At 63.4% G+C, this 24,189-nt stretch carries 25 protein-coding genes and 1 tRNA gene; 15 read left to right on the top strand and 11 right to left on the bottom strand.

What is annotated here, in order from left to right:
- The first annotated feature begins 35 nt into the window (after positions 1-35).
- Positions 36-692 carry a class I SAM-dependent methyltransferase gene (locus A9K66_RS23145; protein ID WP_067328201.1) on the top strand — a complete coding sequence of 219 codons (657 nt, stop codon included), beginning with the start codon at positions 36-38 and terminating at the stop codon, positions 690-692.
- Positions 693-853: 161 nt separating this feature from the next.
- Positions 854-939 (top strand) — tRNA-Leu (locus tag A9K66_RS23140).
- 34 nt (positions 940-973) lie between these two features.
- Here the strand turns inward: A9K66_RS23140 and A9K66_RS23135 are convergent.
- Entirely contained in the window at positions 974-1,552 is a 579-nt protein-coding gene (locus tag A9K66_RS23135) for an NUDIX domain-containing protein (RefSeq protein WP_067328199.1), read from the bottom strand.
- A gap of 142 nt (positions 1,553-1,694) precedes the next feature.
- Here A9K66_RS23135 and A9K66_RS23130 point away from each other — a divergent pair, with 142 nt between their 5' ends.
- The 3 genes from A9K66_RS23130 to A9K66_RS23120 all read left to right on the top strand — a co-directional run bounded on the left by A9K66_RS23130 (position 1,695) and on the right by A9K66_RS23120 (position 3,439).
- Positions 1,695-2,798, top strand: coding sequence for an NADH:flavin oxidoreductase/NADH oxidase (locus A9K66_RS23130; RefSeq protein ID WP_067328197.1), 1,104 nt, complete (start codon positions 1,695-1,697; stop codon positions 2,796-2,798).
- Between the two features lie 90 nt (positions 2,799-2,888).
- Positions 2,889-3,167: a DUF982 domain-containing protein gene (locus A9K66_RS23125; RefSeq protein WP_066998903.1), complete on the top strand. Its 279-nt coding sequence runs from the start codon at positions 2,889-2,891 to the stop codon at positions 3,165-3,167.
- Between the two features lie 32 nt (positions 3,168-3,199).
- Positions 3,200-3,439 (top strand): DUF2188 domain-containing protein, encoded by a 240-nt coding sequence (locus A9K66_RS23120; RefSeq protein WP_067328195.1) that lies wholly within the window; start codon positions 3,200-3,202, stop codon positions 3,437-3,439.
- A 70-nt stretch (positions 3,440-3,509) separates the two neighbouring features.
- On the opposite strand, the gene A9K66_RS23115 is transcribed toward A9K66_RS23120, so the two are convergent.
- Both A9K66_RS23115 and A9K66_RS23110 read right to left on the bottom strand, forming a co-directional pair.
- On the bottom strand, positions 3,510-3,761 hold the full coding sequence (locus A9K66_RS23115) for a hypothetical protein (RefSeq protein WP_067328193.1): 252 nt from the start codon (positions 3,759-3,761) through the stop codon (positions 3,510-3,512).
- A gap of 189 nt (positions 3,762-3,950) precedes the next feature.
- Positions 3,951-4,919 carry an alpha/beta fold hydrolase gene (locus A9K66_RS23110; protein ID WP_067328190.1) on the bottom strand — a complete coding sequence of 323 codons (969 nt, stop codon included), beginning with the start codon at positions 4,917-4,919 and terminating at the stop codon, positions 3,951-3,953.
- Between the two features lie 127 nt (positions 4,920-5,046).
- On the opposite strand from A9K66_RS23110, the gene A9K66_RS23105 reads away from it, so the two are divergent.
- The 5 genes from A9K66_RS23105 (at position 5,047) to A9K66_RS23085 (ending at position 8,572) form a co-directional block, all read left to right on the top strand.
- Positions 5,047-5,787: a competence/damage-inducible protein A gene (locus tag A9K66_RS23105; RefSeq protein ID WP_067328187.1), complete on the top strand. Its 741-nt coding sequence runs from the start codon at positions 5,047-5,049 to the stop codon at positions 5,785-5,787.
- Between the two features lie 103 nt (positions 5,788-5,890).
- A complete protein-coding gene (locus A9K66_RS23100) occupies positions 5,891-6,724 on the top strand; it encodes a universal stress protein (RefSeq protein ID WP_067328185.1) in 834 nt (277 codons plus the stop codon).
- A gap of 211 nt (positions 6,725-6,935) precedes the next feature.
- Positions 6,936-7,436 (top strand): xanthine phosphoribosyltransferase, encoded by a 501-nt coding sequence (gene gpt, locus A9K66_RS23095; RefSeq protein ID WP_066998919.1) that lies wholly within the window; start codon positions 6,936-6,938, stop codon positions 7,434-7,436.
- Positions 7,437-7,656: 220 nt separating this feature from the next.
- Complete coding sequence (locus A9K66_RS23090) at positions 7,657-8,145, top strand: NUDIX hydrolase (RefSeq protein ID WP_067328183.1); 489 nt, start codon at positions 7,657-7,659, stop codon at positions 8,143-8,145.
- Positions 8,146-8,260: 115 nt separating this feature from the next.
- On the top strand, positions 8,261-8,572 hold the full coding sequence (locus A9K66_RS23085; protein ID WP_066998925.1) for a PilZ domain-containing protein: 312 nt from the start codon (positions 8,261-8,263) through the stop codon (positions 8,570-8,572).
- 51 nt (positions 8,573-8,623) lie between these two features.
- On the opposite strand, the gene A9K66_RS23080 is transcribed toward A9K66_RS23085, so the two are convergent.
- The 3 genes from A9K66_RS23080 to A9K66_RS23070 form a co-directional block, all read right to left on the bottom strand.
- A complete protein-coding gene (locus tag A9K66_RS23080; RefSeq protein ID WP_067328181.1) occupies positions 8,624-10,429 on the bottom strand; it encodes an ABC transporter ATP-binding protein in 1,806 nt (601 codons plus the stop codon).
- Positions 10,430-10,836: 407 nt separating this feature from the next.
- The gene (locus A9K66_RS23075) at positions 10,837-12,516 is read right to left on the bottom strand and encodes an NAD+ synthase (protein ID WP_067328178.1); all 1,680 of its coding nucleotides are present in this window, start codon (positions 12,514-12,516) and stop codon (positions 10,837-10,839) included.
- Positions 12,517-12,620: 104 nt separating this feature from the next.
- A complete protein-coding gene (locus A9K66_RS23070) occupies positions 12,621-13,340 on the bottom strand; it encodes a DNA-3-methyladenine glycosylase I (protein WP_067328175.1) in 720 nt (239 codons plus the stop codon).
- 253 nt (positions 13,341-13,593) lie between these two features.
- On the opposite strand from A9K66_RS23070, the gene A9K66_RS23065 reads away from it, so the two are divergent.
- Together A9K66_RS23065 and A9K66_RS23060 are read left to right on the top strand one after the other, a co-directional pair.
- Positions 13,594-14,154 carry a DUF1003 domain-containing protein gene (locus A9K66_RS23065; protein WP_066998934.1) on the top strand — a complete coding sequence of 187 codons (561 nt, stop codon included), beginning with the start codon at positions 13,594-13,596 and terminating at the stop codon, positions 14,152-14,154.
- Positions 14,154-14,762 (top strand): DedA family protein, encoded by a 609-nt coding sequence (locus A9K66_RS23060; RefSeq protein WP_067328172.1) that lies wholly within the window; start codon positions 14,154-14,156, stop codon positions 14,760-14,762. The genes A9K66_RS23065 and A9K66_RS23060 overlap by 1 nt, the downstream gene beginning before the upstream one ends.
- 23 nt (positions 14,763-14,785) lie before the next feature.
- Here A9K66_RS23060 and A9K66_RS23055 read toward each other — a convergent pair whose 3' ends face one another.
- The gene (locus A9K66_RS23055; protein ID WP_067328170.1) at positions 14,786-15,145 is read right to left on the bottom strand and encodes a diacylglycerol kinase; all 360 of its coding nucleotides are present in this window, start codon (positions 15,143-15,145) and stop codon (positions 14,786-14,788) included.
- 77 nt (positions 15,146-15,222) lie between these two features.
- Entirely contained in the window at positions 15,223-15,642 is a 420-nt protein-coding gene (locus A9K66_RS23050; RefSeq protein ID WP_067328168.1) for a GFA family protein, read from the bottom strand.
- 323 nt (positions 15,643-15,965) lie between these two features.
- Between A9K66_RS23050 and A9K66_RS23045 the strand changes: the two genes are divergently transcribed.
- From A9K66_RS23045 to A9K66_RS23035, 3 genes are all read left to right on the top strand, one after another.
- On the top strand, positions 15,966-17,036 hold the full coding sequence (locus A9K66_RS23045) for a diguanylate cyclase (RefSeq protein ID WP_067328165.1): 1,071 nt from the start codon (positions 15,966-15,968) through the stop codon (positions 17,034-17,036).
- A gap of 72 nt (positions 17,037-17,108) precedes the next feature.
- Positions 17,109-17,486 (top strand): antitoxin Xre/MbcA/ParS toxin-binding domain-containing protein, encoded by a 378-nt coding sequence (locus A9K66_RS23040; protein WP_066998964.1) that lies wholly within the window; start codon positions 17,109-17,111, stop codon positions 17,484-17,486.
- The gene (locus A9K66_RS23035; RefSeq protein ID WP_067328163.1) at positions 17,446-18,213 is read left to right on the top strand and encodes an RES family NAD+ phosphorylase; all 768 of its coding nucleotides are present in this window, start codon (positions 17,446-17,448) and stop codon (positions 18,211-18,213) included. Before A9K66_RS23040 ends, A9K66_RS23035 begins: the two co-directional genes overlap by 41 nt.
- Here A9K66_RS23035 and A9K66_RS23030 read toward each other — a convergent pair whose 3' ends face one another.
- The 3 genes from A9K66_RS23030 to mfd all read right to left on the bottom strand — a co-directional run bounded on the left by A9K66_RS23030 (position 18,214) and on the right by mfd (position 24,189).
- Entirely contained in the window at positions 18,214-18,918 is a 705-nt protein-coding gene (locus tag A9K66_RS23030; RefSeq protein ID WP_067000338.1) for a hypothetical protein, read from the bottom strand.
- A 187-nt stretch (positions 18,919-19,105) separates the two neighbouring features.
- A complete protein-coding gene (locus tag A9K66_RS23025) occupies positions 19,106-20,479 on the bottom strand; it encodes a 3-deoxy-7-phosphoheptulonate synthase class II (protein WP_067328161.1) in 1,374 nt (457 codons plus the stop codon).
- Positions 20,480-20,691: 212 nt separating this feature from the next.
- Positions 20,692-24,189, bottom strand: coding sequence for a transcription-repair coupling factor (gene mfd / locus A9K66_RS23020; protein WP_067328159.1), 3,498 nt, complete (start codon positions 24,187-24,189; stop codon positions 20,692-20,694).

Below are 24,189 nucleotides of genomic sequence, written 5' to 3'. Positions count from 1 at the left end.
AATGTGCGGCCAAGAAGAAAGAGGGGGGAAGGCTTATGACTGAGCCTGACGCTGCGCACGAAGCAATCGTCGATACGTGGCGTAGTTTTGGCGCCTCTGATTATGAGTACTTTGAGAAATACGAAAACCCTGAGTTGGTGGCTTGGTTTTGGGCACCGGCGAGCCGCTTTCGCAAAGCTTTTGAGCGATATTTGAACTTGGATGATGTGCTCGAAATAGCCAGCGGTGCCGGACGTCATTCGGCGCAGATCGTCGGCCGTTGCAGGCGACTGACGTTGATCGATACTTCGGTCGATGCCACTGCATTGGCTAGGAAACGGTTTTCAAGCGCTTCTCATGTGACCGTGACGCTTTCACCGGACGGCAAGAGTCTACCGTTTGAAAAGGGGCGCTTTTCCTCCGTTTTCAGCTACGACTCGATGGTTCATTTCGAACCGCTGACCGTGGCGTCCTACATCATGGAAGTCGCCTCCGTCTTGAAACCGGGGGGACGAGCTCTCCTTCATCATTCGAACTACTCGGATAATCCAACCGCATCCTTCAAGGAAAATCCCGATTGGCGGAATTTCATGCCAAAGGGATTTGTCGAGCATGTCAGCGCGCGTGCAGGGCTGACCGTCATCGAACAGCAGACGTTCCCGTGGAACGGGAACAGCGAGACTGACGCTCTCACCGTCGTGGAGAAGGGTTAACAGCGCGCCCTGCGCTGGTCTTCTGCGGCCCGGAAGGCGAGCCATAGCCGGTCCAGTTGCGATGAGAACCGATGCGGAAGAGCAATATTCGGTGGCAATACGGTGCCATCCCGCCCACAAGGCTGGACTCGTGTCGGCCCAAGTGCTTGAAATCGCGGCGCGCGGACGTGGCGGAATTGGTAGACGCAAGGGACTTAAAATCCCTCGATCTCTGATCGTACGGGTTCGATTCCCGTCGTCCGCACCACCCTTCGCTCCTCGAGCTTCGGGTGGCAGGCCACTCAAACCTTGATCGGATTGAGCTTCAGGTGCTGGATCAGAATGATGGTCTTGGCGTCGACGATACGGCCGTCGGCGATGCCGGCCAGTGCCTCGTCGAGCGGCATTTCCAGCACCTCGATGTCCTCGCCCTCTTCCGGAGCTCCGCCGCCGTCGGAAATACGGTCGGCCGGCGAATAGCGCGCGGTAAAGAACCAGAGCCGTTCGGTCACGCTGCCGGGGCTCATGTAGGGCGCGAACAGCCGCTCAACGTTCTTCAAATGATAGCCGAGCTCCTCTTCCGCTTCCTTGCGGATGCAGGTTTCCGGATCGTTTTCGTCGAGCAGACCGGCACAGGCCTCGATCAGCGGCTCGCGATGACCGGTGACATAGGCCGGATAGCGGAACTGCCGCACCAGCAGCACCGTCGAGCGCTGCGGATCGAAAGGCAGGATCACCGCGCCGTCGCCGCGATCGTAGGTTTGGCGGATCTGCGTCTCCCAGCGCCCATCACGGCGGCGATAGTCGAGCACCGTCTTCTTGAGCACCGCCCAATCGTCGGACAGGACTTCTTCAGACTGGATGCGGACGCGATCTTCCATGATTGGCTCCGTGCTGTCGGCAAGCGTTATCGGCGAACAGGCGCGGGCGCAATCCTGGAAACCGACTGGTCCAGCGAGACTTTCACTGGCGCGAAGTGCCGCGGCTGCCTAGATAGCGATATCTCTCCCAGGAGCCGTTTCCATGACACCATCGCTTTTCCAGCCGATCACCCTCGGCGGCCTGACCTTTCCAAACCGTATTGCGGTAGCGCCGATGTGCCAGTATTCGGCCGAGGACGGTTCCGCCAGCGACTGGCATCTGCACCACTGGATGAACCTGGCCATGTCCGGCGCCGGCATGGTGACCGTCGAGATGACCGACGTCGAGCGGCGCGGCCGCATCTCGCATGGCTGCCTTGGCCTCTACTCCGACGACAACGAGGCGGCGGCCAAGCGCACGCTCGATGCGGCCAGGCGCGTCGCTGCGCCCGGCACCAAATTCGGCGTCCAGCTCGCCCATGCCGGCCGCAAGGCATCCAACAGAAGGCCTTGGGAAGGCGGCGGCCCCCTGCAAGCGGGCGAGGATCCCTGGCAGACCGTTTCGGCTTCGGCCATCGCCTATGACACAGGGTGGAATATACCGCACGCATTGGGCGAGGAAGAGATCCGGCAAGTCATCCAACATTTCGCCGATGCGGCCAAGCGGGCCGAGCGCGCCGGCTTCGACTTCATCGAGCTGCACGCCGCTCACGGCTATCTGATCTTCCAGTTCCTGTCGCCGCTTTCCAACCAGCGCACCGACCGCTGGGGTGGCCAGCTGGAAAACCGCATGCGCTTCGCCGTGGAGATCGCCAGAGCGGTGAAGAAGGCAGCGCCGGGCCTGATGCTGGGGGCCCGCCTTTCGGTGAAGGAATGGGTCGACGGCGGCTTCGAGATCGAGGAGGCGATCGAAGTGGCCAAGGCGCTGAAGGCGGAAGGCGTCGCCTATCTGTGCTGTTCCAGCGGCGGCAATTCGCCGTTGCAGAAGCTGCCCAGCGGCCCCGGCTACCAGGTGCATCTGGCCGAGGCTGTGCGCAAGGGCGCCGGCATTCCGACGCGCGCCGTCGGCCTGATCGACGATCCGCAGCAGGCCGAGGCGATCGTGGCCGACGGCCGCGCCGACATGGTGGCTCTGGCGCGCGCCTTCCTTGCCGATCCGCGCTGGGGCTGGCGCGCGGCGGCGACGTTCGGCGAGGAAATCCGTCCGGCGCCGCAGCTGGCACGCTCGGTCACGACGATGCAGCACTGGATGAAGGCCGCGGGCTGAACGGCTTGCACAGGTGACGATTGGCTGAGACCTTTGGGCGCAGCCTTCCGCCACCATTGCAACCAAATTGGCCGTTTTACGTTGGCGGCCATGACAGACAGCAAGCCATTTGAGAAGCCGGTGGTGGTCGAACTCGGCCATGTCGGCAAATATCGCCAAATAAGCAGCACCCGCGAAGCGGCCGAGTGCCTGATGACCGTATGGCCGCTCAATCGCGGCCAGCGGCATCGTGATGCTCTCGATACTTGCCTGAAAGCGCTGGAGGGGTATCGTTCGACGGCGGACGCGCGCCGCGCGCTGATCGAGGCAGCCGAGGAATCTGAAGTGCTGGTTCCCGAAGAAAGGCTGTCCGACGGAAAGCTGCATTGAGCAGGCAAAGGGCTTCTCGACCGGAGGATTCCATGGCGAAACTGACCTACAAGATCGTCGAGCATGACGGCGGCTGGGCCTACATGGTCGGCTCGACTTTTTCAGAAACATTTCCCACCCGCCAGGACGCGCTGCGCGCGGCTGAAATTGCTTCGGCCGAGCAGCAGGTCGCCGGCACCACGGATGGCATCCAGTATGAGGATTCCGAGGGTGTCTGGCATGACGAACTGGCCGATGGCCGCGACCGGCCGCAGACCGAAGTCTCAGATTAATTTCCGTCGCTCGACCTTGCTGCGACCGACGCTGTAAAAGCTTCACGTCGGTCGCTCGCTGGCGAACGGACTACTTGCCGCAATACTGGTCGTTGACGTTCGGGCCGGCATTCGCGTCGGGGCCGGCCGTATCCGAGGCGCATGGGCCGACAGCACCGTCGCCGAAGCTGTTTAGCGCGCTGGCGTCGCGATCAACCGGCACTTGCTTGCTATGGACCGGGCGATCACGATGCCACCACCACCAAGCGTCCGACGATTGTGCCATAGCCGAGGCGCCCATGGCCAGGACAAGCGCCGAGGCTGCAAAAATCTTCGTAAGCATGATTGGTCTCCATCTGGTGATTTGCCGCATTCTTGCTGGCCGGAAATCCGCCAGCCGACACGGATTAAAACCGAGGGTTGGAGCCGAAATTCCCGTTGAAAGTGTAGGTGAGGCGGAATGTCCGACACTTTTGTGTGACGGTTCGTGAACGGACGCGATCCCTCTCGGCCTTTGACTCGAACGGGATCCTCACGCTGGGAATGCACGCGCGGCGATGCGCTCGATGAAGGCTACGACGCATTCCGGTTCCACGAATTGCGGCATGTGCCCGAGCCCTTGGACGCGTTCGAAATCGAGCTCCCTGATCCTGCCCGGCATCGGTTCGCCATGAGCCGCGATGCCGATCACCCGGTCATCCGCGCCGAACAGAATGCCGGCCGGCATCAGGATCTCGCCATAGCGCTGTTCGAGGCGGCCGAGATCCTCTTCCACCGCCACGATATCGGTGGAGGTCGCCTGGAAATGGGCGGGCCGCAACCCGAGCCAACCACCTCCGGCGATCATGTAGTCCCCCGGCACGGCTTGCGGCGCAAAGATGAACTTCATCGTCGGCTCCGCATATTTCAGGCTGTACGGTATCGCTAAAGTATGGGCCAAGATCCAGCGCTTCAGGCGCGAGGGAACATAGAGCAGGTCGAATTTCTGGCGCACCCTCGCCTCCAGATGCGTCAGCGGCGCGATGAGCGCGATGCCGGAAATCGACGTCGGATGCTCGATCGCAAGTGCAAGCGCGATGGCGCCGCCCAGCGAATGACCGACGATCAAAGGCCGTTCGAGCCCAAGCTCCTCGATGAAGCGCCGCACCACTTCCGCCTGTTCGGGCAGACGGCCGCTCGCCCCGCCCGCCCGCACCGAGTATCCCGAGCCCGGCCGGTCGAGAGCGATCAGCCGGTAGCCGGCGCCGAAGCGGCCGAACAGCGTGTGCCGGAAATGGTGGAGTTGCGCGCCGAGCCCGTGCAGGAACACGATCGGCCTGCCCTCGCCTGCTTCGACATAGTGGATGCGGCTGCCGCCGATCTCGATGAACCTGCCGCACGCCGGTACCAGCCTCTCGGCCTTGGTCGCAATCCACCATGTTGCGAGCATGAAGCCGAGCACGACCGCGGCGGCCGCAACGAGCAGGCCACCGATCAGCCACGGCAAAATCGATATCAGCATCTTGCATCCGAGCCCTACCGACGCACCTTACTCGCAACCGTGTCTGCCACAAGAGCCCCGCCTCGCGTGCGCATTGCGGCCGGCTATCCGCCGCGTTATTTCAGGCCACCTGCAGCCGGAGTGAGCCATGCCCGAAATCGTCACAGCCGCCATGCTCGTCATCGGCGACGAGATCCTCTCCGGCAGGACCAAGGACAAGAATATCGGCCATCTCGCCGATATCATGACCGCGATCGGCATCGACCTGAAGGAAGTGCGCATCGTTCCCGACGAGGAGGACGAGATTGTCGCCGCCGCCAACGCGCTGCGCGCCCGCTACACTTATGTCTTCACCACCGGCGGCATCGGCCCCACGCATGACGACATCACCGCCGATTCGATAGCCAAGGCCTTCAGCGTGCCTTGCGAATACGATGCCAGGGCTTACGCCATGTTGGAGGCAAGCTATGCCGAGCGCGGTATCGAATTCACCGAGGCGCGCAAGCGCATGGCGCGCATGCCGCGCGGCGCCGACCACATCGATAATCCGGTGTCGATCGCGCCAGGCTTCCGTATCGGCAACGTTCACGTGATGGCCGGTGTGCCGTCGATCTTCCAGGCGATGCTCGACAATGTCGTGCCGACGCTGAAGACCGGCACCAGGATGCTGTCGGCCACCGTGCACTGCCCCTTCGGCGAAGGCCTGATCGGCGGACCGCTCGCCGACATCCAGAAGGCGCATCCCGACACCATTATCGGCTCCTACCCGAAATATGGCGACGGCAAATTCTGGACCGAGCTCGTGGTACGTGCCCGCGACGAAGCGGCTCTCGAGGCCGCGCGCCAGGACGTTGCGGCCATGGTGGCGGGCCTGTCGGCTGCGAGCTGACCCCGGAACCAGAAGGCGCGCGCCGACGTTTCTGGCACGGCACTTTCGTTGCGGCCATTGATGCCGGTGGCGATCTTGCGCCGATAAATTTGAGGGATCTGCCATGCGCTTCAAGACGATCGTCGCCATTCTGCAGAACGAACAGGACGCCGAGCGCGTGCTCGATTGCGCCATCCCGCTTGCCGAGCGGTTCGAAAGCCACCTCGTCGGCATCCACGCCGAAGCGCTTCCGGTCCCCTATACGTCGGCAACCGGTTTCCCCGACACCGAATTCCTGCAGGTCTCGGCCGAGATGAACAAGGAGCGCGCCGAGAAGCTGCAGGCGGTCTTTCTCAGGCGCGTCGAGGATTCCGACCTGTCCTTCGAGTGGCGGAGCCTCGAAAGCTTCTCCGGCGACAGCGCGCTGACCGGCATTTCGAGCGTGCGGGCGGCTGACCTGATTATCGCCGCGCAGCGCGACACCGGGGGCGATCCGGGCGCCGATGTCGATACGCTGGTCTACGATGCCGGCCGGCCGGTGCTTGTCGTTCCGCATGCCGGGCCGCTCGTCACCACCTTCAGGCGTGTACTGCTGGCCTGGAACGGCAGTAAGGAGGCGGCTCGTGCAGCATTCGATGCCTTGCCCTTCATCAGCGAGGCGGACAAGACCGACATTCTCGTCATCGATCCGCCGGAAACGCTCGACGAGGCTCCCGAGGCGGCGGGCGCCGAGATCGCGGCTGCCTTGTCACGCCACGGCGCCAATGTCAGCGTTTCCGTGCAGAAATCGGGGGCAAGCTCGGTCGACGACATCATCCAGGAGAGGATCGCCGAATCCGGCGCCGATCTGCTGGTGCTCGGCGCCTACAGCCACTCCTGGCTGCGACAGCTCCTGTTCGGCGGCGTCACCCGCACCGTGCTGCGCACGGCAAACGTGGCAGCCTTCCTGTCGAGATAAGCCTGTCTCCGCGAAGTGGGAATCGGGTTCGGGGGACAAGGACATGTATCAAACAGGGAACTTGCACCGCGTCGCCTGAACAGCGCGACGCGGCATAAGTACACAGCCATCCCTGGCTGCCACCTTGCCAAGGCTGGCGCTTTCCGGCTAATTCCGGCTGCATTCCATCGTATCTGCGCGCTGCGGCGCGCGCTTGCGGAGTGCACGAACCATGTCCCTTCCCGAAAAAGCCTTTCCGGTCTCCTGGGACCAGTTCCACCGCGATGCCCGCGCGCTCGCCTGGCGGCTTTCCGGCACCAACAAAGGCCAGTGGAAGGCGATCGTCTGCATCACCCGAGGAGGCCTGGTGCCCGCCGCGATCATTTCGCGCGAGCTTGGCATCCGCGTCATCGAAACGGTCTGCGTCGCCTCCTATCACGACTACACGAGCCAAGGTCAGTTGCAGGTGCTGAAGGAGATCTCGCCTTCGCTTCTTGCCGATGACGGCGCCGGTGTGCTCATCATCGACGACCTCACCGATACCGGCAAGACGGCCGGCATCGTGCGCGCCATGATGCCGAAGGCGCATTTCGCCACCGTCTATGCCAAGCCGAAGGGAAGGCCTCTGGTCGATACATTCGTCACCGAGGTCAGCCAGGACACCTGGATCTACTTCCCGTGGGACATGGGCTTCACCTATCAGAAGCCGATTGCCGACGATCACGCCGGCTGATCGTTGGAAGCTGCTGTTTCCGTCCAGCGCCCGCCCAAATCACTGTTTGCTGTATAGAGAAGGCTCTCGGGGAGAAGGCTCTCGGGGGCGATGATTTCGCAATTGCCTGCCCTGTCCGGGTTAACCAACCCGAGTGAAGTTTTTTACTTTTATCGTCCACAATACGTCGTAAGATTCGTTTGATGGCAAATGATTCTAGAGGCTCGGGGCAGCTTCTACGATGTTGACGAGGCCAACGACGCACAACCAGATGGCCGAAAGAGTCCGACGACTCTTCGGCTCAGTGCCTTGCCGCCTGCAGGTTGCAGCCCTGCCTTGGCGTGAGAACGAAAACGGCGTCGAGATCATGCTGATCACCAGCCGCGATACCGGGCGCTGGGTGCTGCCGAAAGGCTGGCCGAAAGCCAGGGAGCCGCTTTGCGTAGCTGCCGCCCGCGAAGCGGGCGAGGAAGCGGGGTTGCACGGCACGGTCTCGCATCTCGAAGCCGGCCGCTATTTCTACGGCAAGGTCCTGGCATCCGGCGAGGAAGTGCCTTGCGAGGTCCTGGTGTTCCCGCTCAAGGTGGACCGCGTCGCGGACCGCTGGAAGGAAAAGCGCGCTCGCACGCGCAGATGGGTCGGCTCCGCCGAGGCCGCCCGCATGGTCAACGAGCCCGATCTTTGCCAGATCATTGCCTATTTCTGCGCCGATCCGCGAAAATTCGCCTGAGTCATCGCTCACATAACGCATATGTGACCCGACGAGCATGCCGCGCGTTGCGGTGCGCGAACAGCGGTGCTTTGTGTGGTTAATGCAGTGCCGATTCGGCTAATGGCGTCGATCGATGACGAACTCCGCGCAACCACTTGAAGAAAACTCCGGCGAACACCGGCGCGAGCACCGCCAGCGCGTGCTCAAGGGCGGGACGATCATCACCGGTATCCAGAATTCCGAGGTCAGTTGCACGTTGCGCAATCAGAATGCCGGTGGCGCCGAGCTGAAAGTCGCACCGGAATCACGCGTTCCCGATCGTTTCCTGCTCTACGTCCCGCTCGATGGCGTGGCTTATCGCGCGGAAGTCCGCTGGCGCCGCAACGACCGCGTGGGCGTCAAGTTCACCGGTACCGAGGCCAAGCCCAAGTTGCACTACGGCTGACGGTCGGTCCGCAAGGCGGGAAGGCACCCGGCCGAAGCCGGATGCCTTTCCTCAGGCGACCAGGCCTTTGGTGAGTTCGAGCGCCTGGCGCTCGAACAGCCGCCGGTAGATACCGCCGTTCAGCCGGATAAGCTCGTCATGCGAGCCTTCCTCGATGATGCGGCCGCGGTCGAAAACCAGCAGCCGGTCGAGTGCCCGCACGGTCGAAAGCCGGTGTGCGATGACCAATGTAGTGCGCCCGACCATCAGCCGCTCCATCGCCTTCTGGATGAGCACCTCCGATTCGGAATCCAGGCTCGATGTCGCCTCGTCCAGGATCAGGATGCGCGCATCGGCCAGGAAAGCGCGCGCGATCGCCACGCGCTGGCGCTCGCCGCCCGACAGTTTCACACCGCGCTCGCCGACCAGGGTTCCGTAACCCTTGGGCAGATCGGCAATGAAGTCGTGCGCGCTGGCGAGCTTCGCGGCATGCTCGATCTCGGCCTGCGTTGCGCCCGGCCTGGCATAGGCGATGTTCTCGGCCAGCGACCGGTGAAACAGGATCGGCTCCTGCTGCACGATGGCGATCTGGCTGCGCAACGATGATTGCGCAACCTTCGAGATGTCCTGGCCGTCGATCAGGATCCGGCCCCCGTTCACGTCATAGAGGCGCTGGATCAGCTTGACGAAAGTTGTCTTGCCCGATCCCGAATGCCCGACCAGCCCGACGCGTTCACCCGCGGCGATCTCGACCGAGAAGTCGCGATAGAGCGGCAGCCGGTGATTGCCGTAATGGAACGTCACCTTGTCGAACGCAATGCTGCCGTCGGTGATCCGGATCGGAGCGGCACCGGGCCGGTCCTCGATGCCGAGCGGTTCGGACTGGAAGTCGACCAATTCCTCCATGTCGTTGATCGAGCGCTGCAGGTTGCGGATATGCGTGCCGATATCGCGCAGATAGCCCTGCAGGACAAAGAACGACGTCAAAACAAAAGCGATGTCGCCGGCACTCGCCTCGCCCCAGGCCCAAAGCATGAGCGCAAGGCCGATCACGGCCGCCCTCATCAAGAGCAGCATCGTGCCTTGCGCGGTGCCGTTGAACGTGCCGCGCACCCAGGTACGGCCCGTGCGCAGACGCCATTTGGCGACCACGCGGGCAAGCCGCGCTTCCTCGCGCGCCTCGGCGCCAAAACCCTTGACCACGGCATTGCAGCTCACCGCGTCGGCCAGCGCGCCGCCGAGGCGTGTATCCCAGCTGTTGGCGAGGCGTGCCGCCGGCGCGACGTAGCCAAGCGACAGCATGGCGGTGACGGCGATGAACAGCACCGAGCCGATCGCGACCACCAACCCCATCATCGGCCAGAACCAGCCGAGCAGCAGCGTCGAGCCGACCAGCATGACGAACGACGGCAGCAGCGCGATCAGGATCGTGTCGTTCAGCAGGTCGAGCGCCCACATGCCACGCGTTATCTTGCGCACCGTCGAGCCGGCGAAGCTGTTGGCGTGCCAGTCCGTCGAGAAGCGCTGGACGCGGTGGAACGCGTCGGCGGCGATGTCCGACATCATCTTCAACGTCAGTTCGACAATCCCCATGAAGGCGGCGTTGCGCAGCACCACGGCCGCCAACGCCAGCGCCATCAGGATGGAGAACGCCGTCATTGCGGCGTGCCACGCAACCTCGTCGGCGCCGGCGCTGCTGGCGACCGCGTCGACCAGCCGGCCGGAATAGAGCGGCGTCAGCACGTCGGCCAGCGTCGAGAGCAGGAATGCGCCCATGATGAGCGACAGGCGCCACGGCTGGCGGCGCCAGTGGCCAAGCGTGAAGCCGAGCACGCTGCGAAAGGCGCTGGCGCGCAGATCTATTCTGAAACGAGCCATGATGTCATCCGGGCGCAGAGAGGCCCGGTCCCGCTAAAATCAAATTGGAAACCCGCGCCGGCGCCCTATGGCGCCCTTAGAACGGGGAGGTTCAGTATGGCTGGTCGCGCGCCCTCGGTGGCGACCGGCAGAGCCAGATGCCTGCCTGCGGATGGCCTTCCGAACGGAGTTCGGACGGCCGGTGCAGATCTAGGCTTCGCGGCCTCGCATAACGATGTCAAATCCTGCCATACGGTCCTCCCGAAAGGGAATCGCGGAAGCGCTCTTATAGAGGCGGCTCACCATCTCGCCAAGGCAGGGCGGCGCCAGGAGGGCGTCTTGTCCGGCCACTGAGACGATTTTGCAACAATGGTGGGTTGCGCTGCCAACAGCGCCGGTTCAGGCGAACAGCTTTGCGTTTCAGCGGACTAGCTGCGATCCCGGAACCGATTGGTGATCGGGTAGCGGCGGTCGCGGCCGAAATTCTTCTTCGTGATCTTCACGCCTGGGGCCGCCTGCCGGCGCTTGTACTCAGCAATGTAGAGCAGATGCTCGACGCGCGTCACCGTCGCCCGGTCGTGGCCGCGCGCGACGATGTCGTCGACGCCCATCTCGTGCTCGACCAGGCATTCGAGAATGTCGTCCAGCACCGGGTAAGGCGGCAGCGAATCCTGGTCGGTCTGGTTTTCGCGCAGCTCCGCCGACGGCGCCTTATCGATGATGTTCTTCGGAATGACCTCGCCCGATGGGCCGAGCGCCCCCGGCGGCACATGCGCGTTGCGCCAGCGCGCCAGCGCATAGACCTGCATCTTGTAGAGGTCCTTGATCGGGTTGAAGCCGCCATTCATGTCGCCATAGAGGGTGGCGTAGCCGACCGACATCTCACTCTTGTTGCCGGTGGTGACGACCATCGAACCGAACTTGTTCGAGATCGCCATCAGGATCGTGCCACGCGCACGGCTCTGCAGGTTTTCCTCGGTAATACCTTCCTGAGTGCCCTCGAAGAGCTGGGTCAGCGCATGCCGGAAACCTTCGACCGGCTCGGAGATCGGCACGATGTCGTAACGGCAGCCGAGCGCGCGGGCGCAATCCTCGGCGTCCTTCAGCGAGTCCTTCGAGGTATAGCGATAGGGCATCATGACGGTGCGCAGCCGCTCCTCGCCAAGCGCGTCGACCGCCAGTGCAGCGCAGATCGCGGAGTCGATGCCGCCGGAGAGGCCGAGCACCACGTTCTTGAAGCCGTTCTTGTTCACGTAGTCGCGCAGGCCCAGCATGCAGGCCCGGTAGTCGGCCTCCTCCCGCTCCGGAATCTTCGACATTGGGCCTTCGGAACAGACCCAGATGCCATCCCTTCGCTTCCAGGTGGTGACGTCGACCGCTTCCTCGAACTGGCTCATCTGGAAGGCAAGCGTCTTGTCCGCGCCGATGGCGAAGGAGGCGCCGTCGAAGATGAGTTCGTCTTGGCCACCAAGCTGATTGGCGTAGATCATCGGCAATCCGCATTCGATGACCTGACGGATCACCACCTGGTGGCGGACGTCGATCTTGGCGCGGTAGTAGGGCGAGCCGTTCGGCACAAGCAGGATCTCGGCGCCGCTCTCGGCCAGCGTCTCGCAGACGGCGATGTCGCCCCAGATGTCCTCGCAGATCGGGACACCGATGCGCACCCCGCGGAAATTCACCGGCCCTTGCAGCTCCGGCCCGGCCTGGAAAACGCGCTTCTCGTCGAACTCGCCATAGTTCGGCAGGTCGAGCTTGTAGCGCTCGGCGATGATCTTGCCGCGATCGGCGAAGACGATGGAGTTATGCGTGCCGGTCCGGCGCTTCAGCGGTGTGCCGATGATGACGCCAGGACCGCCATCGGCGGTGTCGGCGGCGAAATCCTGCGCCGCCTTTTCGCAAGCCTTCAGGAAGGCCGGCTTCAGCACCAGGTCTTCCGGCGGATAGCCGGCGAGGAAGAGCTCGCTGTAGAGCACCAGATCGGCGCCCTGGCGGGCCGCATCCGCCCTTGCCTCGCGCGCCTTGGCGAGATTGCCGGCGACATCGCCGACGGTCGGGTTGAGCTGGGCGACGGCAATGCGCAGTAGGTCGGGAGCGGTCTGGGTCATGAATTGGATTTAGCGTGGCGGCAATCGCCGGGCAATGGCGATTGCTTGTGCCACCCAGGACTGGCCGGCGAATGCCGGTCATGTCCCGCCTCAGCCGGAGGCGATCAGGCCTGCTCGCCCATGTATTCGCGCAGCGTCTCCGGCGAATGGTTCTCGCCGATCGACATCGCCAGAATGCGCGAGATGTGCCGGCGCGGCAGCCCGGTCGCGGCGGACCATCGGTTGATCTGCGCCTGGATCTTGTCGAGATCCCGCTTCGAAGTCGGGCTTTCGGCGATGTCGAGACCGGCGTCGCGCAGCGCCGCCGCCATGTCGGCGGAAACAATGAAGGTGTCCCACTCCAGCCAGCGCAGAAAATACTGGCCGGTGTTGCCGCCGAGCCGGCTGCCATGCTTGCCGAGATAGGCGGTTAGCCCGACCTGGTCGTCGGCCGGCCAGTCGGCCAGGAACTTGCCGAAGCCGCCATGTTCCTTCGAGACGCGGTCGACGAAAGCCGCGTTGTCGCGCACGGATTTGATCTTTTGCGGGTTGCGCACGATGCGCTTGTCGGACGCCAGCTCGTGCCAGAAGTCGTCCGGCTGGAACAGGAGCCGCTTCGGCTCGAAGCCAAGGAACGCCTCCTCGAAACCAGGCCATTTCTGCTCGATCACACGCCAGACGAAACCGGCGGCAAAGATGCGCTCGGCCATCGTGGAGAGGATGCGGTCATCATGAACTTTCGCCACGGCAGCGTTGTCGGGCATAGGTCCGAGCAGCGACGCCAGCGCCTCTTCACCGCCCTTGCGTTTTGCCGCCCGGGCACGAATTCGCTGGAAATCGGCCATTTCCGCCCTCGCCTGTGCCGACCAATCTATCACTTCCCGTCAGGCTCGGTAGCCTCTACCTCTATACGCAATTCTAGGAAAAGTGCGAAGCGGTTTTCCGTCCGGAATTGCGTGAGATAAGTGAGAATTCCAGGAAAAGTGCGCAGCGGTTTTCCGTCCGGAATTGAGTGAGCTAAGTAAGCAATCTCAGGAAAAAGTGCGCAGCGGTTTCCATCCGGATTCTTGGAACCCGGGCCTGACGACGGAGAGGACGATGAACAAGACGGTCGAGGATCTGTCGAACCGCTGGCTGAAGCGAAAGCCGGACGGTCTCTCTCCTCTCGAGAGCCGCGTGCTGAAGTCGACGCTGGAACGCACCACCATCACCAGGGACACCAACAAGGCAGTCGCCTTTCATCAGAGCTATGGCGATCGCGTTGCCGACACGATCGCCCGTATCGGCGGCTCATGGTCCTTCATTCTGGGCTTCATCGCCTTTCTGGTGCTGTGGACCTTTGGCAATGTCTGGCTCTTGTCGCGGAACGCCTTCGATCCCTATCCCTTCATCTTCCTCAACCTCGTGCTCTCGATGGTCGCCGCCTTGCAAGCACCGGTGATCATGATGTCGCAGAACCGCCAGACCGAGCGTGACCGCATCGACGCCGCCCATGACTATGAGGTCAACCTGAAGGCCGAGATCGAGATCATGGCGCTGCATGAGAAGCTCGACGAACTGCGCCACAGTGAGCTCATCGGCATGCGCGACGAGATCCTGCGCATGGCCGAGCAGATCAGGCGGATCGACGAGAAGCTGTCGGCGCGGTCGGCGGGCTGATGACCGAGGCCATCCATCGTCTCATCGAGCAATACGGGCTGATCGCGGTCTTCCTTGGCTGCGTCGCCGAGGGCGAAAGCGCTGCCATCCTCGGCGGCTTCTTCGCCCATCAGCACATATTCGTGCTCTGGCAGGCTTTCCTGGCCGCGTTTCTCGGCGCCTTCGCCGGCGACACGGCTTTCTTCACCCTCGGCCGCAGCTTTGCCGATCATCCCTATGTCGTCAGGCTGCGCAGGCGGCCGGGTTTTCGCCGCGCCTACCGGCTGCTCAACACCCATCCCAACATCTTCGTGCTGACGAACCGCTACATCTACGGAATGCGGCTTGTCGGCGGCATCGCCGCCGGGCTGTCGACCGTGTCGGTGCCGCGCTTCGTCATCCTGAACGCCATCTCGTCGGCAGTCTGGGCAGCCCTCTTCGGCACGGTCGGCTATGTCTTCGGGCTGGGAGCGGAGCGCATGGTCGGCCAGGCATTTGCCCGCCATGAGCGCGTGCTCGTAGCCCTCGCCGTCGGCATCGCTGTGGCCGTCCTGGCCGGACTGGTTGCCCGCCATTTTGCCGGAAGGGAGCGCGCAAAGGACGCAAAAGAGGATCAGGCCGAATCCTAAGCTGTCGGACCGATGCCTCCCGGTCAGATCGGCGCGCCGATGATGCGCTCGATGATGGCAATGCCCCAGACGCCCCCCGCGATCACGATCGAAATCAGCACCGCCAGCGAGCCGCAGTCCTTGGCGAGCTGGATGTCGATGTGGAACTCGCGGGAGATCGCGTCGCACGCAGCCTCGATGCCTGTGTTGAGCACCTCGACCAGAATCATCAGCAGAACCGCGCCGATCAGCAAGGCGTAGCCGCGCCAGGATACCGAGATGAACCAGCCGGCCGGCAGAGCGAGCGCAAGCAGCATCAACTCCTGCTGGAACGCCTTTTCGTGAGCAGCCAGCTTGCGGAAAGCCCGCACCGAGTTGATGAAAGCGTCGATCAGCCGCTGCATGCCCAGCCCCGTTTCGAATCACCGTGAGGGGATATCGCAACAGCCGGGTCAAGGGAATAAGGCAGGCGGCCCAAAAGTCACTCGTCCGCGACCTTTATCGACGGCGTCGACTTGTCGAACTGCGGCAGGCCGTCGTCGATTGCATAATAGTCGCCCTTGTCGCCGACGAAGATGTGGCTTTCGGCCGAAAGCCCGGTCGGCTTGTCGAACGAGCCGGCCATGATGGAGATCGTGTCGAGCTCGTTGTGCTTCCAGAACAGCACCGAGCCGCAGCTGCGGCAAAAACCGCGTTTCGCTATGTCGGACGCGCCGTACCAAGCAAGCGCGTCGGCCCCCTCGATGTCGATGTCGGCGTCCCTCGAAGAAGTCGCTGCAACGAAATGGCCTGTTTGCTTGCGGCACTGCGAGCAGTGGCAATAGACCACCCCGCGCAACGCTCCTCTCGTCGTGAAGCGCACCGCTCCGCACAGGCACGATCCCGTGTGATTTTCGCCCATCCCCGGCCTCCTTCAACGCCATACGCCTCGATCGCGCCACACAAGATTCCAGTTTTGCGCTCTTCCGGCGCAGGCAAATGCGACACCGAAGCGGCGCGTTTCAAAAGCTGCGCCTGCACCGCAGTGCAACCTGAAGCAGCAAAAACGGTCTGGAAACGCCCGCCATTAAGGAAACTTTAGCGCAGCTGCATTTATGGTTCCTGCAGGCGATGGTCGTGTTGGGGACGCGGCTTAGCATCGCAATTCTGATTCGATCCCCGCATTGGCGGCTCCCGGCGGTGGCAGGTCTCCGGTCGCGCACTGAAGGGGGTAGTGAATAGACTATGCAGCCGGCAGCCGTCCCGAGCGACAGAAATGGCGACATCGCCAGCACCGTTGTGGCGACCATGCGCCAGCTCGGCCTGCTCGGCCTGCCGCGCAACTACGAAATCTTCTATGAAGCGCTGAGCGGCAGCAATCACGAGCTCAGCCTCGCTGTCGTCTCGTTGAGCAACCGCCCGACGCAAGAGGATCTCGATCGCATCGGACGCACCTTCTTCCCGCAGCACCACGGGCCTGCGATCGTCGAACACGCCCGCGAGGTGGTCGCCAAGGAGCTTGAGGACGTCGCCGCGCTGCTGCGCAGCGAGCGCAGCCATATCGAAAAGTACGGCCGCATCCTCGACGAGACGTCGAGCGGCCTGAGCAATCGCAGCCTGCTTTCCCAGGATCTGCTGCAAAAGATCGCCGGCGCGATGTCTGCCGCCACCAGCTCGACGCTGGATCACAACCGCCAGATCGCGAGCACGCTCAGCGAAAAGACGGCCGAGCTCGAGAGCGTCAAATCGAAGTTGGAGGAATACAAGCGGCTCGCCAATACCGATCCGCTGACGCAGATCTGGAATCGCCGCGCCTTCGACAAGGAAATCACGCGCATCTACAACAGCAACCGCGGTATCCTCTTCAACGCGCTCATCCTTGCCGACATCGATCGCTTCAAGGATATCAACGACCGTTACGGCCATCCGGTCGGCGACAGGATCATCCAGATCATCGCCGACATCTTCCAGTCCAGCATCCGCGCCGACATGTTCGTGGCGCGCACCGGCGGCGAGGAGTTCGCGCTGATCGTCGAAGGCGCCAGCGAGGACACCACCTATGAAATCGCCGAGCGCATCCGCGTGCTGATCGAACAGACGCCGTTCACAAGCAGCCAGACCGGGATGAACTATGGCACGGTGACTGTCTCGATGGGCATTTGCATGGCTTCCGAGGCCGACACCCCCGAAGACCTCTACACCAAGGCCGACCGCGCGCTCTACCGCTCCAAGATCGGCGGCCGCAACCGCGTCACCAGGCATTCCACAATGGCCGGCCGTGCCGGCAAGGGCTGGCTGCTCTACAAGAAGGACTGAGGGCACATTGGACACCCTTTCCAAATGAATTTCTGTGGACTATATTTTCCACGGAAATGAAAGGGTGCGCTCATGCCACGTCCAGTCGCTGCCGCGACGGCGGCAGAAAATGCCGTCATCACCAAGGCCACGCTGCGCGCGGCCGACCTGCTCGAGATCACGGCGCGAACGCTTGCTCTGGTCATCGGCGTCTCTGAGGCGACGGTCTCGCGCATGCGCAAGCAGGAGTTCCTGCTCGAGCGCGGCACCAAGCCGTTCGAGCTTGCGGTGCTGTTCGTGCGGCTGTTCCGCTCGCTCGACGCCATCGTCGGCGGCGACGAGACGGTCGCCCGGGCATGGCTGAAGAACCCGAACACGGCGCTCGACGGCACGCCGCTCGAAAAAATCCTGACCATTGCCGGACTTGTCGATGTCATTGCCTACCTGGATTCCCGACGCGCTCTCGTCTGAGGCCCTCAGGCTCGAAGGCAAATATTGGCGGATGGTCGAGGCGCAGCATCGCGTCTCGACCCTGAAGCTCGTCGACAGGCTCGACGAGCAGGGCCTGCTCGAAGACCTCATCCAGGAAAGCAAGCCGCGGATCCCGCTGGAATGCCGCCATCTTCACTATCTTCTGGCGACGCCCTTCCGCTACGGCTCGATTTATCCGTACGGCTCGCGCTTCCGCCGCGCCGGCAAGACCAAGGGCGTCTACTACGCCGCCGAGACGGTGCTGACGGCAGTGGCGGAAATGGCCTTCTACCGCTTGCTGTTCTTTGCGGAATCGCCGCAAACGCAATGGCCGAACGACGCGGCCGAATATACCGCCTTTGCCGCGGCCATCAGATGCGAGAAGGCCGTCGACCTCACGCGGCCGCCGCTCGACCGCGACGAGAAGGCGTGGACGGATCCGACTGACTATGCCGCCTGCCAGGCCATCGCCGACGTGGCGCGCGAGGCGGGGATGCAGGCCATCCGCTACCGCTCGGCGCGCGATCCGAAGGGCGCCAACATCGCGCTCTTGACGTGCAGCGGTTTTGCCAAGGCCAAGCCGCTGGAGCCTCATACCTGGCGCATCCGCATCGGCTCGTTCGGGGTCCAGGCAATCTGCGAATTTCCAGACAGGCGGCTGGAATTCTCAAGGACGAGCTTTGTCGATCCGAGGCTGGCGAATATGCGCTGGGAGCGCGGGCGCTAGTTAAGCCAGAATGTTGACCGCACGCGCGGCGACCAGCGCGATCGTCAGCAGCGAGATCATTGCCTCGGCCATCATCAGGAGCTTGGCGCGCTGAGTGAGCGGTAATGTGTCGGTCGGCGAGAACGCCGTCGCATTGGTGAAGGCCAGGAACACGTAATCGACAAAGCCGGGCAGCCAGTCGCGGATCTCGCGATCGGACAGCGTCATCTGCGGGAACAGGAAATCGGCATGCGCGCGCTTGACCAGGCCGCAGGTCGGCGGGCCGCCGCGGTCGGTGCTCCAGAACCACAGCGCGAAGACGATGACGTTGGTGACCCAGATGTTGAGCGCGTCGACAAGCAGCGTCGTGCCGGCGCCGGCATGGCCTGCCAGCAGCTTCTGGACCAGAAAGACCAGCGAGCCGCAATTCATGATGCTGATGACGCCGGTCATGACCAAGGCGGTACGGCGGATGAAGACGCGAAACCGGCCGATCGCATACCAATGCTCGTGATCGACGGCCTTCTGAGTCGCCATTTGCGTCCAGGCCGTTGCGATCGACAAAGGCACGAGCAGCGCCGCCTCGATCGCGGGCGCGAGCCAGCGCGGACCGAAGGACAGGTCGTTGATGACCAGAAGCTGCAGGCAGATGACGACAAGCACCGCCGCCCGCGCCGACCAGAAGTCGATCGCGCGGTGATGAACGATGGCATGCTCGTGGCGCATGGGGGACCTGTGTCGTGTGCGCGGTTTTCGACCGCGGGCGACACCTCCACCTCAATCTTGGTCTTGCGATGGTCGCGTAACTATAAATTTTCGTAAGGTTTCGGCGGCCGGCGCCTCGCAGGATCGGCCCAAACGAAAAGGGCGTCGGACTTTGTCCGACGCCCCGGTTCGATCGCTGGCAAGCGGCTTAGGCGTTGGCGGCTTGCTTGTGCTGGATCGTATGGCTTTTCTTGAGCAGATCCGAAACCAGGAAGGCCAGTTCGATCGCCTGGTCGGCATTGAGGCGCGGATCGCAATGGGTGTGATAGCGGTCCTGCAGGTCTTCCGCCGTGATGGCCCGGGCGCCGCCGGTGCACTCGGTGACGTTCTTGCCGGTCATCTCGACATGGATGCCGCCCGGATGCGTGCCTTCGGCGCGGTGCACCTCGAAGAAGGTCTGCACTTCCTTCAGGATACGGTCGAACGGCCGCGTCTTGTAGCCGGCCGCCTCGATCGTGTTGCCATGCATCGGGTCGGAAGACCACACCACGTTGCGGCCCTCCTTCTTCACCGCCCGCACCAGCTTCGGCAGATGCTCGGCGACCTTGTCGGAGCCGAACCGCGCGATGAGCGTCAGCCGTCCGGGCTCATTCTCGGGGTTGAGCAGGTCGATAAGCTCCAGCAGGCCGTCCGGCGTCAGCGACGGACCGCATTTCAGGCCGAGCGGATTCTCGATGCCGCGGCAATATTCGACATGCGCATGGTCGGGCTGGCGGGTGCGGTCGCCGATCCAGATCATATGGCCCGAAGTCGCGTACCAATCGCCGGAAGTCGAATCGACGCGGGTCAGCGCCTCCTCGTAGCCGAGCAGCAGCGCCTCGTGGCTGGTGTAGAAATCGGTCTCGCGCAGCGCGAAATTGGTTTCCGACGTGATGCCCACCGCGCGCATGAAATCCATCGTCTCGGTGATGCGGTTGGCGAGCGATTCGTATTTCTCGCCCTGCGGGCTGTCGGCAACGAAGCCCAGCATCCAGCGATGCACGTTCTCCAGGCTGGCATAGCCGCCTTGCGCGAAGGCGCGCAGGAGATTGAGGGTCGCCGCCGACTGGCGATACGCCATCTCCTGCCTTGCGGGATCCGGGATGCGCGACGCGGCGTCGAACTCGATGCCGTTGATGATGTCGCCGCGATAGCTCGGCAGCGTCACGCCGGCCTTGGTCTCGCTGTCGGAGGAGCGCGGCTTGGCGAACTGGCCGGCGACGCGGCCGACCTTCACCACCGGCTGCGCGCCAGCGAAGGTGAGCACCACCGACATCTGCAGGAAGACGCGAAAGAAGTCGCGGATGTTGTCGGCGCCATGCTCGGCAAAGCTCTCGGCGCAGTCGCCGCCCTGGAGCAGGAAGGCCTCGCCGGCGGCGACCGCCGCCAGTTGCTTCTTCAGCTTGCGCGCTTCACCGGCAAACACCAGCGGCGGATAGGTGGTGAGCCGGGCTTCCGTGGCCTCCAGCGCCGCAAGGTCCGGATAGGCCGGAACCTGCTTGATCGGCTTTGCTCTCCACGAATTCGGCGACCATTTTGTCATCGCTGCACCCAAAACTCTTCAGAGCAATTCCAGGAAAACTGTGAACGGTTTACGTCCGGAATTGCGTCAAAACAAACTGGCGAGCGGTCTCGCCCGCCATTCCCACCCCAATCAGAGGTCGCGGCTCCTTACACGAAGCCGATTTTCTATTCTAGCCGGGAATTTCAGCAGTGGCGAATGCCTTGAACTGCTCGGATGCCGGTGTGAAGGCGTCAGGCAGCTTTGTCGACCAGCCGCGCCAATTGAGTCATGACAACAGCCGAGCCGGCCAGCCGCTTCTCGGCATTCGGCCAGTCACGCATGAAGACGACGCTGTGGTCGGCCCTGATCTTGGCCAGCGAGCCCTGCTCGCCGATGAATTTGACCAGTCCGACCGGATTGGGGAATTCGCGCTTGCGGAAGTGGATGACGACGCCCTTGGGGCCGGCATCGAGCTTCTCGACATTGGCCTTGCGGCAAAGCGCCTTGATGAAGACGATCTTCAACAGATGCGTCACTTCTTCCGGCAGCGGCCCGAAGCGGTCGATCAGCTCGGCGCCGAAGCCGTCGATCTCCTCGGTGGTCTCCAAGTCGCCAAGGCGGCGGTAGAGCGCCATCCTGAGCTGCAGGTCCGGCACATAGCTCTCCGGGATCATCACCGCGGTGCCCACCGCGATCTGCGGCGACCAGCCGCCATCCAGCACTTCGCCGGAATCCTTCACTTCGGCCACCGCTTCCTCCAGCATCTGCTGGTAGAGCTCGAAACCGACCTCCTTGATGTGGCCGGATTGTTCCTCGCCGAGGAGATTGCCTGCGCCGCGGATATCGAGGTCGTGGCTGGCAAGTTGGAAACCAGCGCCGAGCGTATCGAGCGACTGCAGCACCTTGAGCCTGCGCTCGGCCGTATCGGTGAGCTTGCGGTTGGCCGGCAGCGTGAACAGCGCATAGGCTCGCACCTTCGAGCGGCCGACGCGGCCGCGCAACTGATAGAGTTGGGCCAGACCGAACATATCGGCTCGGTGGATGATCAGCGTGTTGGCGGTCGGAATGTCGAGGCCGGATTCGACGATGGTCGTCGACAGAAGCACGTCGTACTGGCCGTCATAGAAGGCATTCATGATGTCGTCGAGTTCACCGGCCGGCATCTGGCCGTGGGCGACCGCTACTTTCAGCTCCGGCACGGATTCTCTCAGGAAATCATGGATTTCGGCAAGATCGCTGATACGCGGCACGACATAGAAGGAATGGCCGCCGCGGTAGCGCTCGCGCAGCAGCGTCTCGCGGATGACCAGCGGATCGAAGGGCGAGATGAAAGTGCGCACCGCCATGCGGTCGACCGGAGGGGTGGCGATCAGCGACAGCTCGCGAACACCGGTCAGCGCCAACTGCAGCGTGCGCGGAATCGGCGTCGCCGAAAGTGTCAGCACATGCACGTCGTTCTTGAGCTCCTTCAGCCGCTCCTTGTGCTTGACGCCGAAATGCTGCTCCTCGTCGATGATCAGCAGGCCGAGATTTTTGAAGGAGATCGAGCTACCGAGCAGCGCGTGCGTGCCGACGACGATGTCGACCGTGCCGTCGGCGACGCCCTTCTTGGTCTCGGCCAGTTCCTTGGAGCCGACCAGGCGCGATGCCTGCGCGACGCGGATCGGCAGGCCGGAAAAGCGTTGCGAGAAGGTCTTGAAATGCTGCCGCGACAGCAGCGTCGTCGGCACCACGACGGCGACCTGGAACCCTTCCATCGCCGCGATGAAGGCGGCGCGCAGCGCCACTTCCGTCTTGCCGAAGCCGACGTCGCCGCAAACCAGCCGATCCATCGGCTTGCCGGCGCCGAGATCGTCCATGACGGAATCGATTGCCGTCTGCTGGTCGTCGGTTTCTTCATAGGGAAAGCGCGCCGCGAACTCGCCATAAAGGCCGTCGGCCGGAATCATGGCGGGTGCTGCGCGCATCTGCCGCTCGGCGGCGATGCGGATCAATTGCCCGGCCATGTCGAGCAGCCGCTTCTTCAGCCGCGCTTTGCGCGCCTGCCAGGCGCCGCCGCCGAGCTTGTCGAGTGGCGCTTCCGCCGAATCCGAACCGTAGCGTGAGAGGAGCTCGATGTTTTCGACCGGCAGGAACAGCCGGTCGTCGCCGGCATAGTGGATTTCGAGACAGTCATGCGGTGCGCCGACCGCTTCGATGGTGCGCAGACCAATGAATCGGCCGATGCCGTGGTCCGCGTGAACGACGATGTCGCCGGATGACAGCGACGATGCTTCGGCAATGAAGTCGGAGGCACGCTTTTTGCGCTTGGAGCGGCGGATCAGCCTGTCGCCTAGAATGTCCTGTTCGGCGACGACGACCATCCCGTCGGTCTCGAAGCCGGATTCGAGCGGCAGCACGGCAAGACCGGCCTGCCCCGGCTCGAGCTTTTCGACCTCGGAAAGAGTCGCCACCGGTTTCAGGTTGCCGAGATGATGCTCGGCGAGGATTTGGCCGAGGCGGTCGAGCGAGCCCTCGGTCCAGCCGGCGACGATGACGCGGCGGCGCGCGGCGCGCTCGTCGGCAATATGCTTCACCACCACGTCGAAGACATTGCTGTTCGGGTCGGCGCGCTCCTCGGCGAAGCTGCGGCCTTGCCGCGAGCCCGCATGGAAGACCTTCTTGCCGCCGACATCGGGTGCGTCGAAAACGGTGAAATCAATGTCCTCGCGCGGTCCGAGCGAGGCTTTGAGATTTTCCGGCGAGAGATAGAGCAGATCCGGCGCCACCGGCTTGTAGGGCACGGCATCTTTCAGCGCGCCGTCAGCCTGCTTCCGCCGCGCCTCATAGTGATCGAGGATCAGCGTATGGCGCTCGGCCAGCGCCTCATGCGCGAGATGATCGAAGATGACAGGCGCGTCCGGCAGATAGTCGAACACCGTCTCCAGTTGCTCGTAGAAGAAAGGCAGCCAGTGCTCCATGCCGGCAAAGCGCCGTCCTTCGCTGACGGCTGCATAGAGCGCATCGTCGCGCGACGGCGCGCCGAAGGCTTCGATATAGGAGCGGCGGAAGCGGCTGATCGTTTCCGGCGTCAGCGCCACCTCGCTCATCGCCTGCAGCGCCATCGACTTGCGCTGGCCGGTCGTGCGCTGGGTCGCCACGTCGAAGACGCGGATCGATTCCAGCGTGTCGCCGAAGAAGTCGAGCCTCAGCGCCTCGCTCCAGCCGGGCGCGAAGAGGTCGAGAATGCCGCCGCGCACCGCGAACTCGCCGACGTCGCGCACCGTCGGCACGCGCTCGAAACCGGAATTCTCCAGCCGCGCGATCAGCACGTTCATGTCGATCTGGTTGCCGGGCTTGGCGTGGAAGGTCTGCGCCTCGATCAGTTCGGCCGGCGGAATGCGCTGCAAGAGCGCATTGGCCGTCGTGAGGATAACGGCGCGGTGCGGCTTTTTCGCCAGCGCAACGATTGCGGAGAGCGCGTCGAGGCGCCGCGCGGCGGCATCCGCGCCCGGCGAGACACGATCGTAAGGCAGGCAGTCCCAGGCAGGCAGTTCCAGAACCGGCAGGCCGGGAGCGGCAAAGGCGAGCGCATCGATGATCGCCGGCAGCCGCTGGCCGTCGCGCGCGACGAACAGCACCGGCTTGTCGGGCGCGATCTCCTGCGCCGTCCGCGCCAGCGCGAAAGCTTCGTAACCGTCGGCGACGCCATCGACGATGAACTGGCCGGCGCGGCCCTTCGGCAGGCCAATGGAGGGAATGAGACTCAT

Origin of the sequence: Mesorhizobium sp. AA23, from assembly GCF_001672435.1 — a bacterium.
Classification (GTDB): Bacteria; Pseudomonadota; Alphaproteobacteria; order Rhizobiales; family Rhizobiaceae; genus Mesorhizobium.
This window is presented reverse-complemented; position numbering and strand designations above follow the sequence as displayed.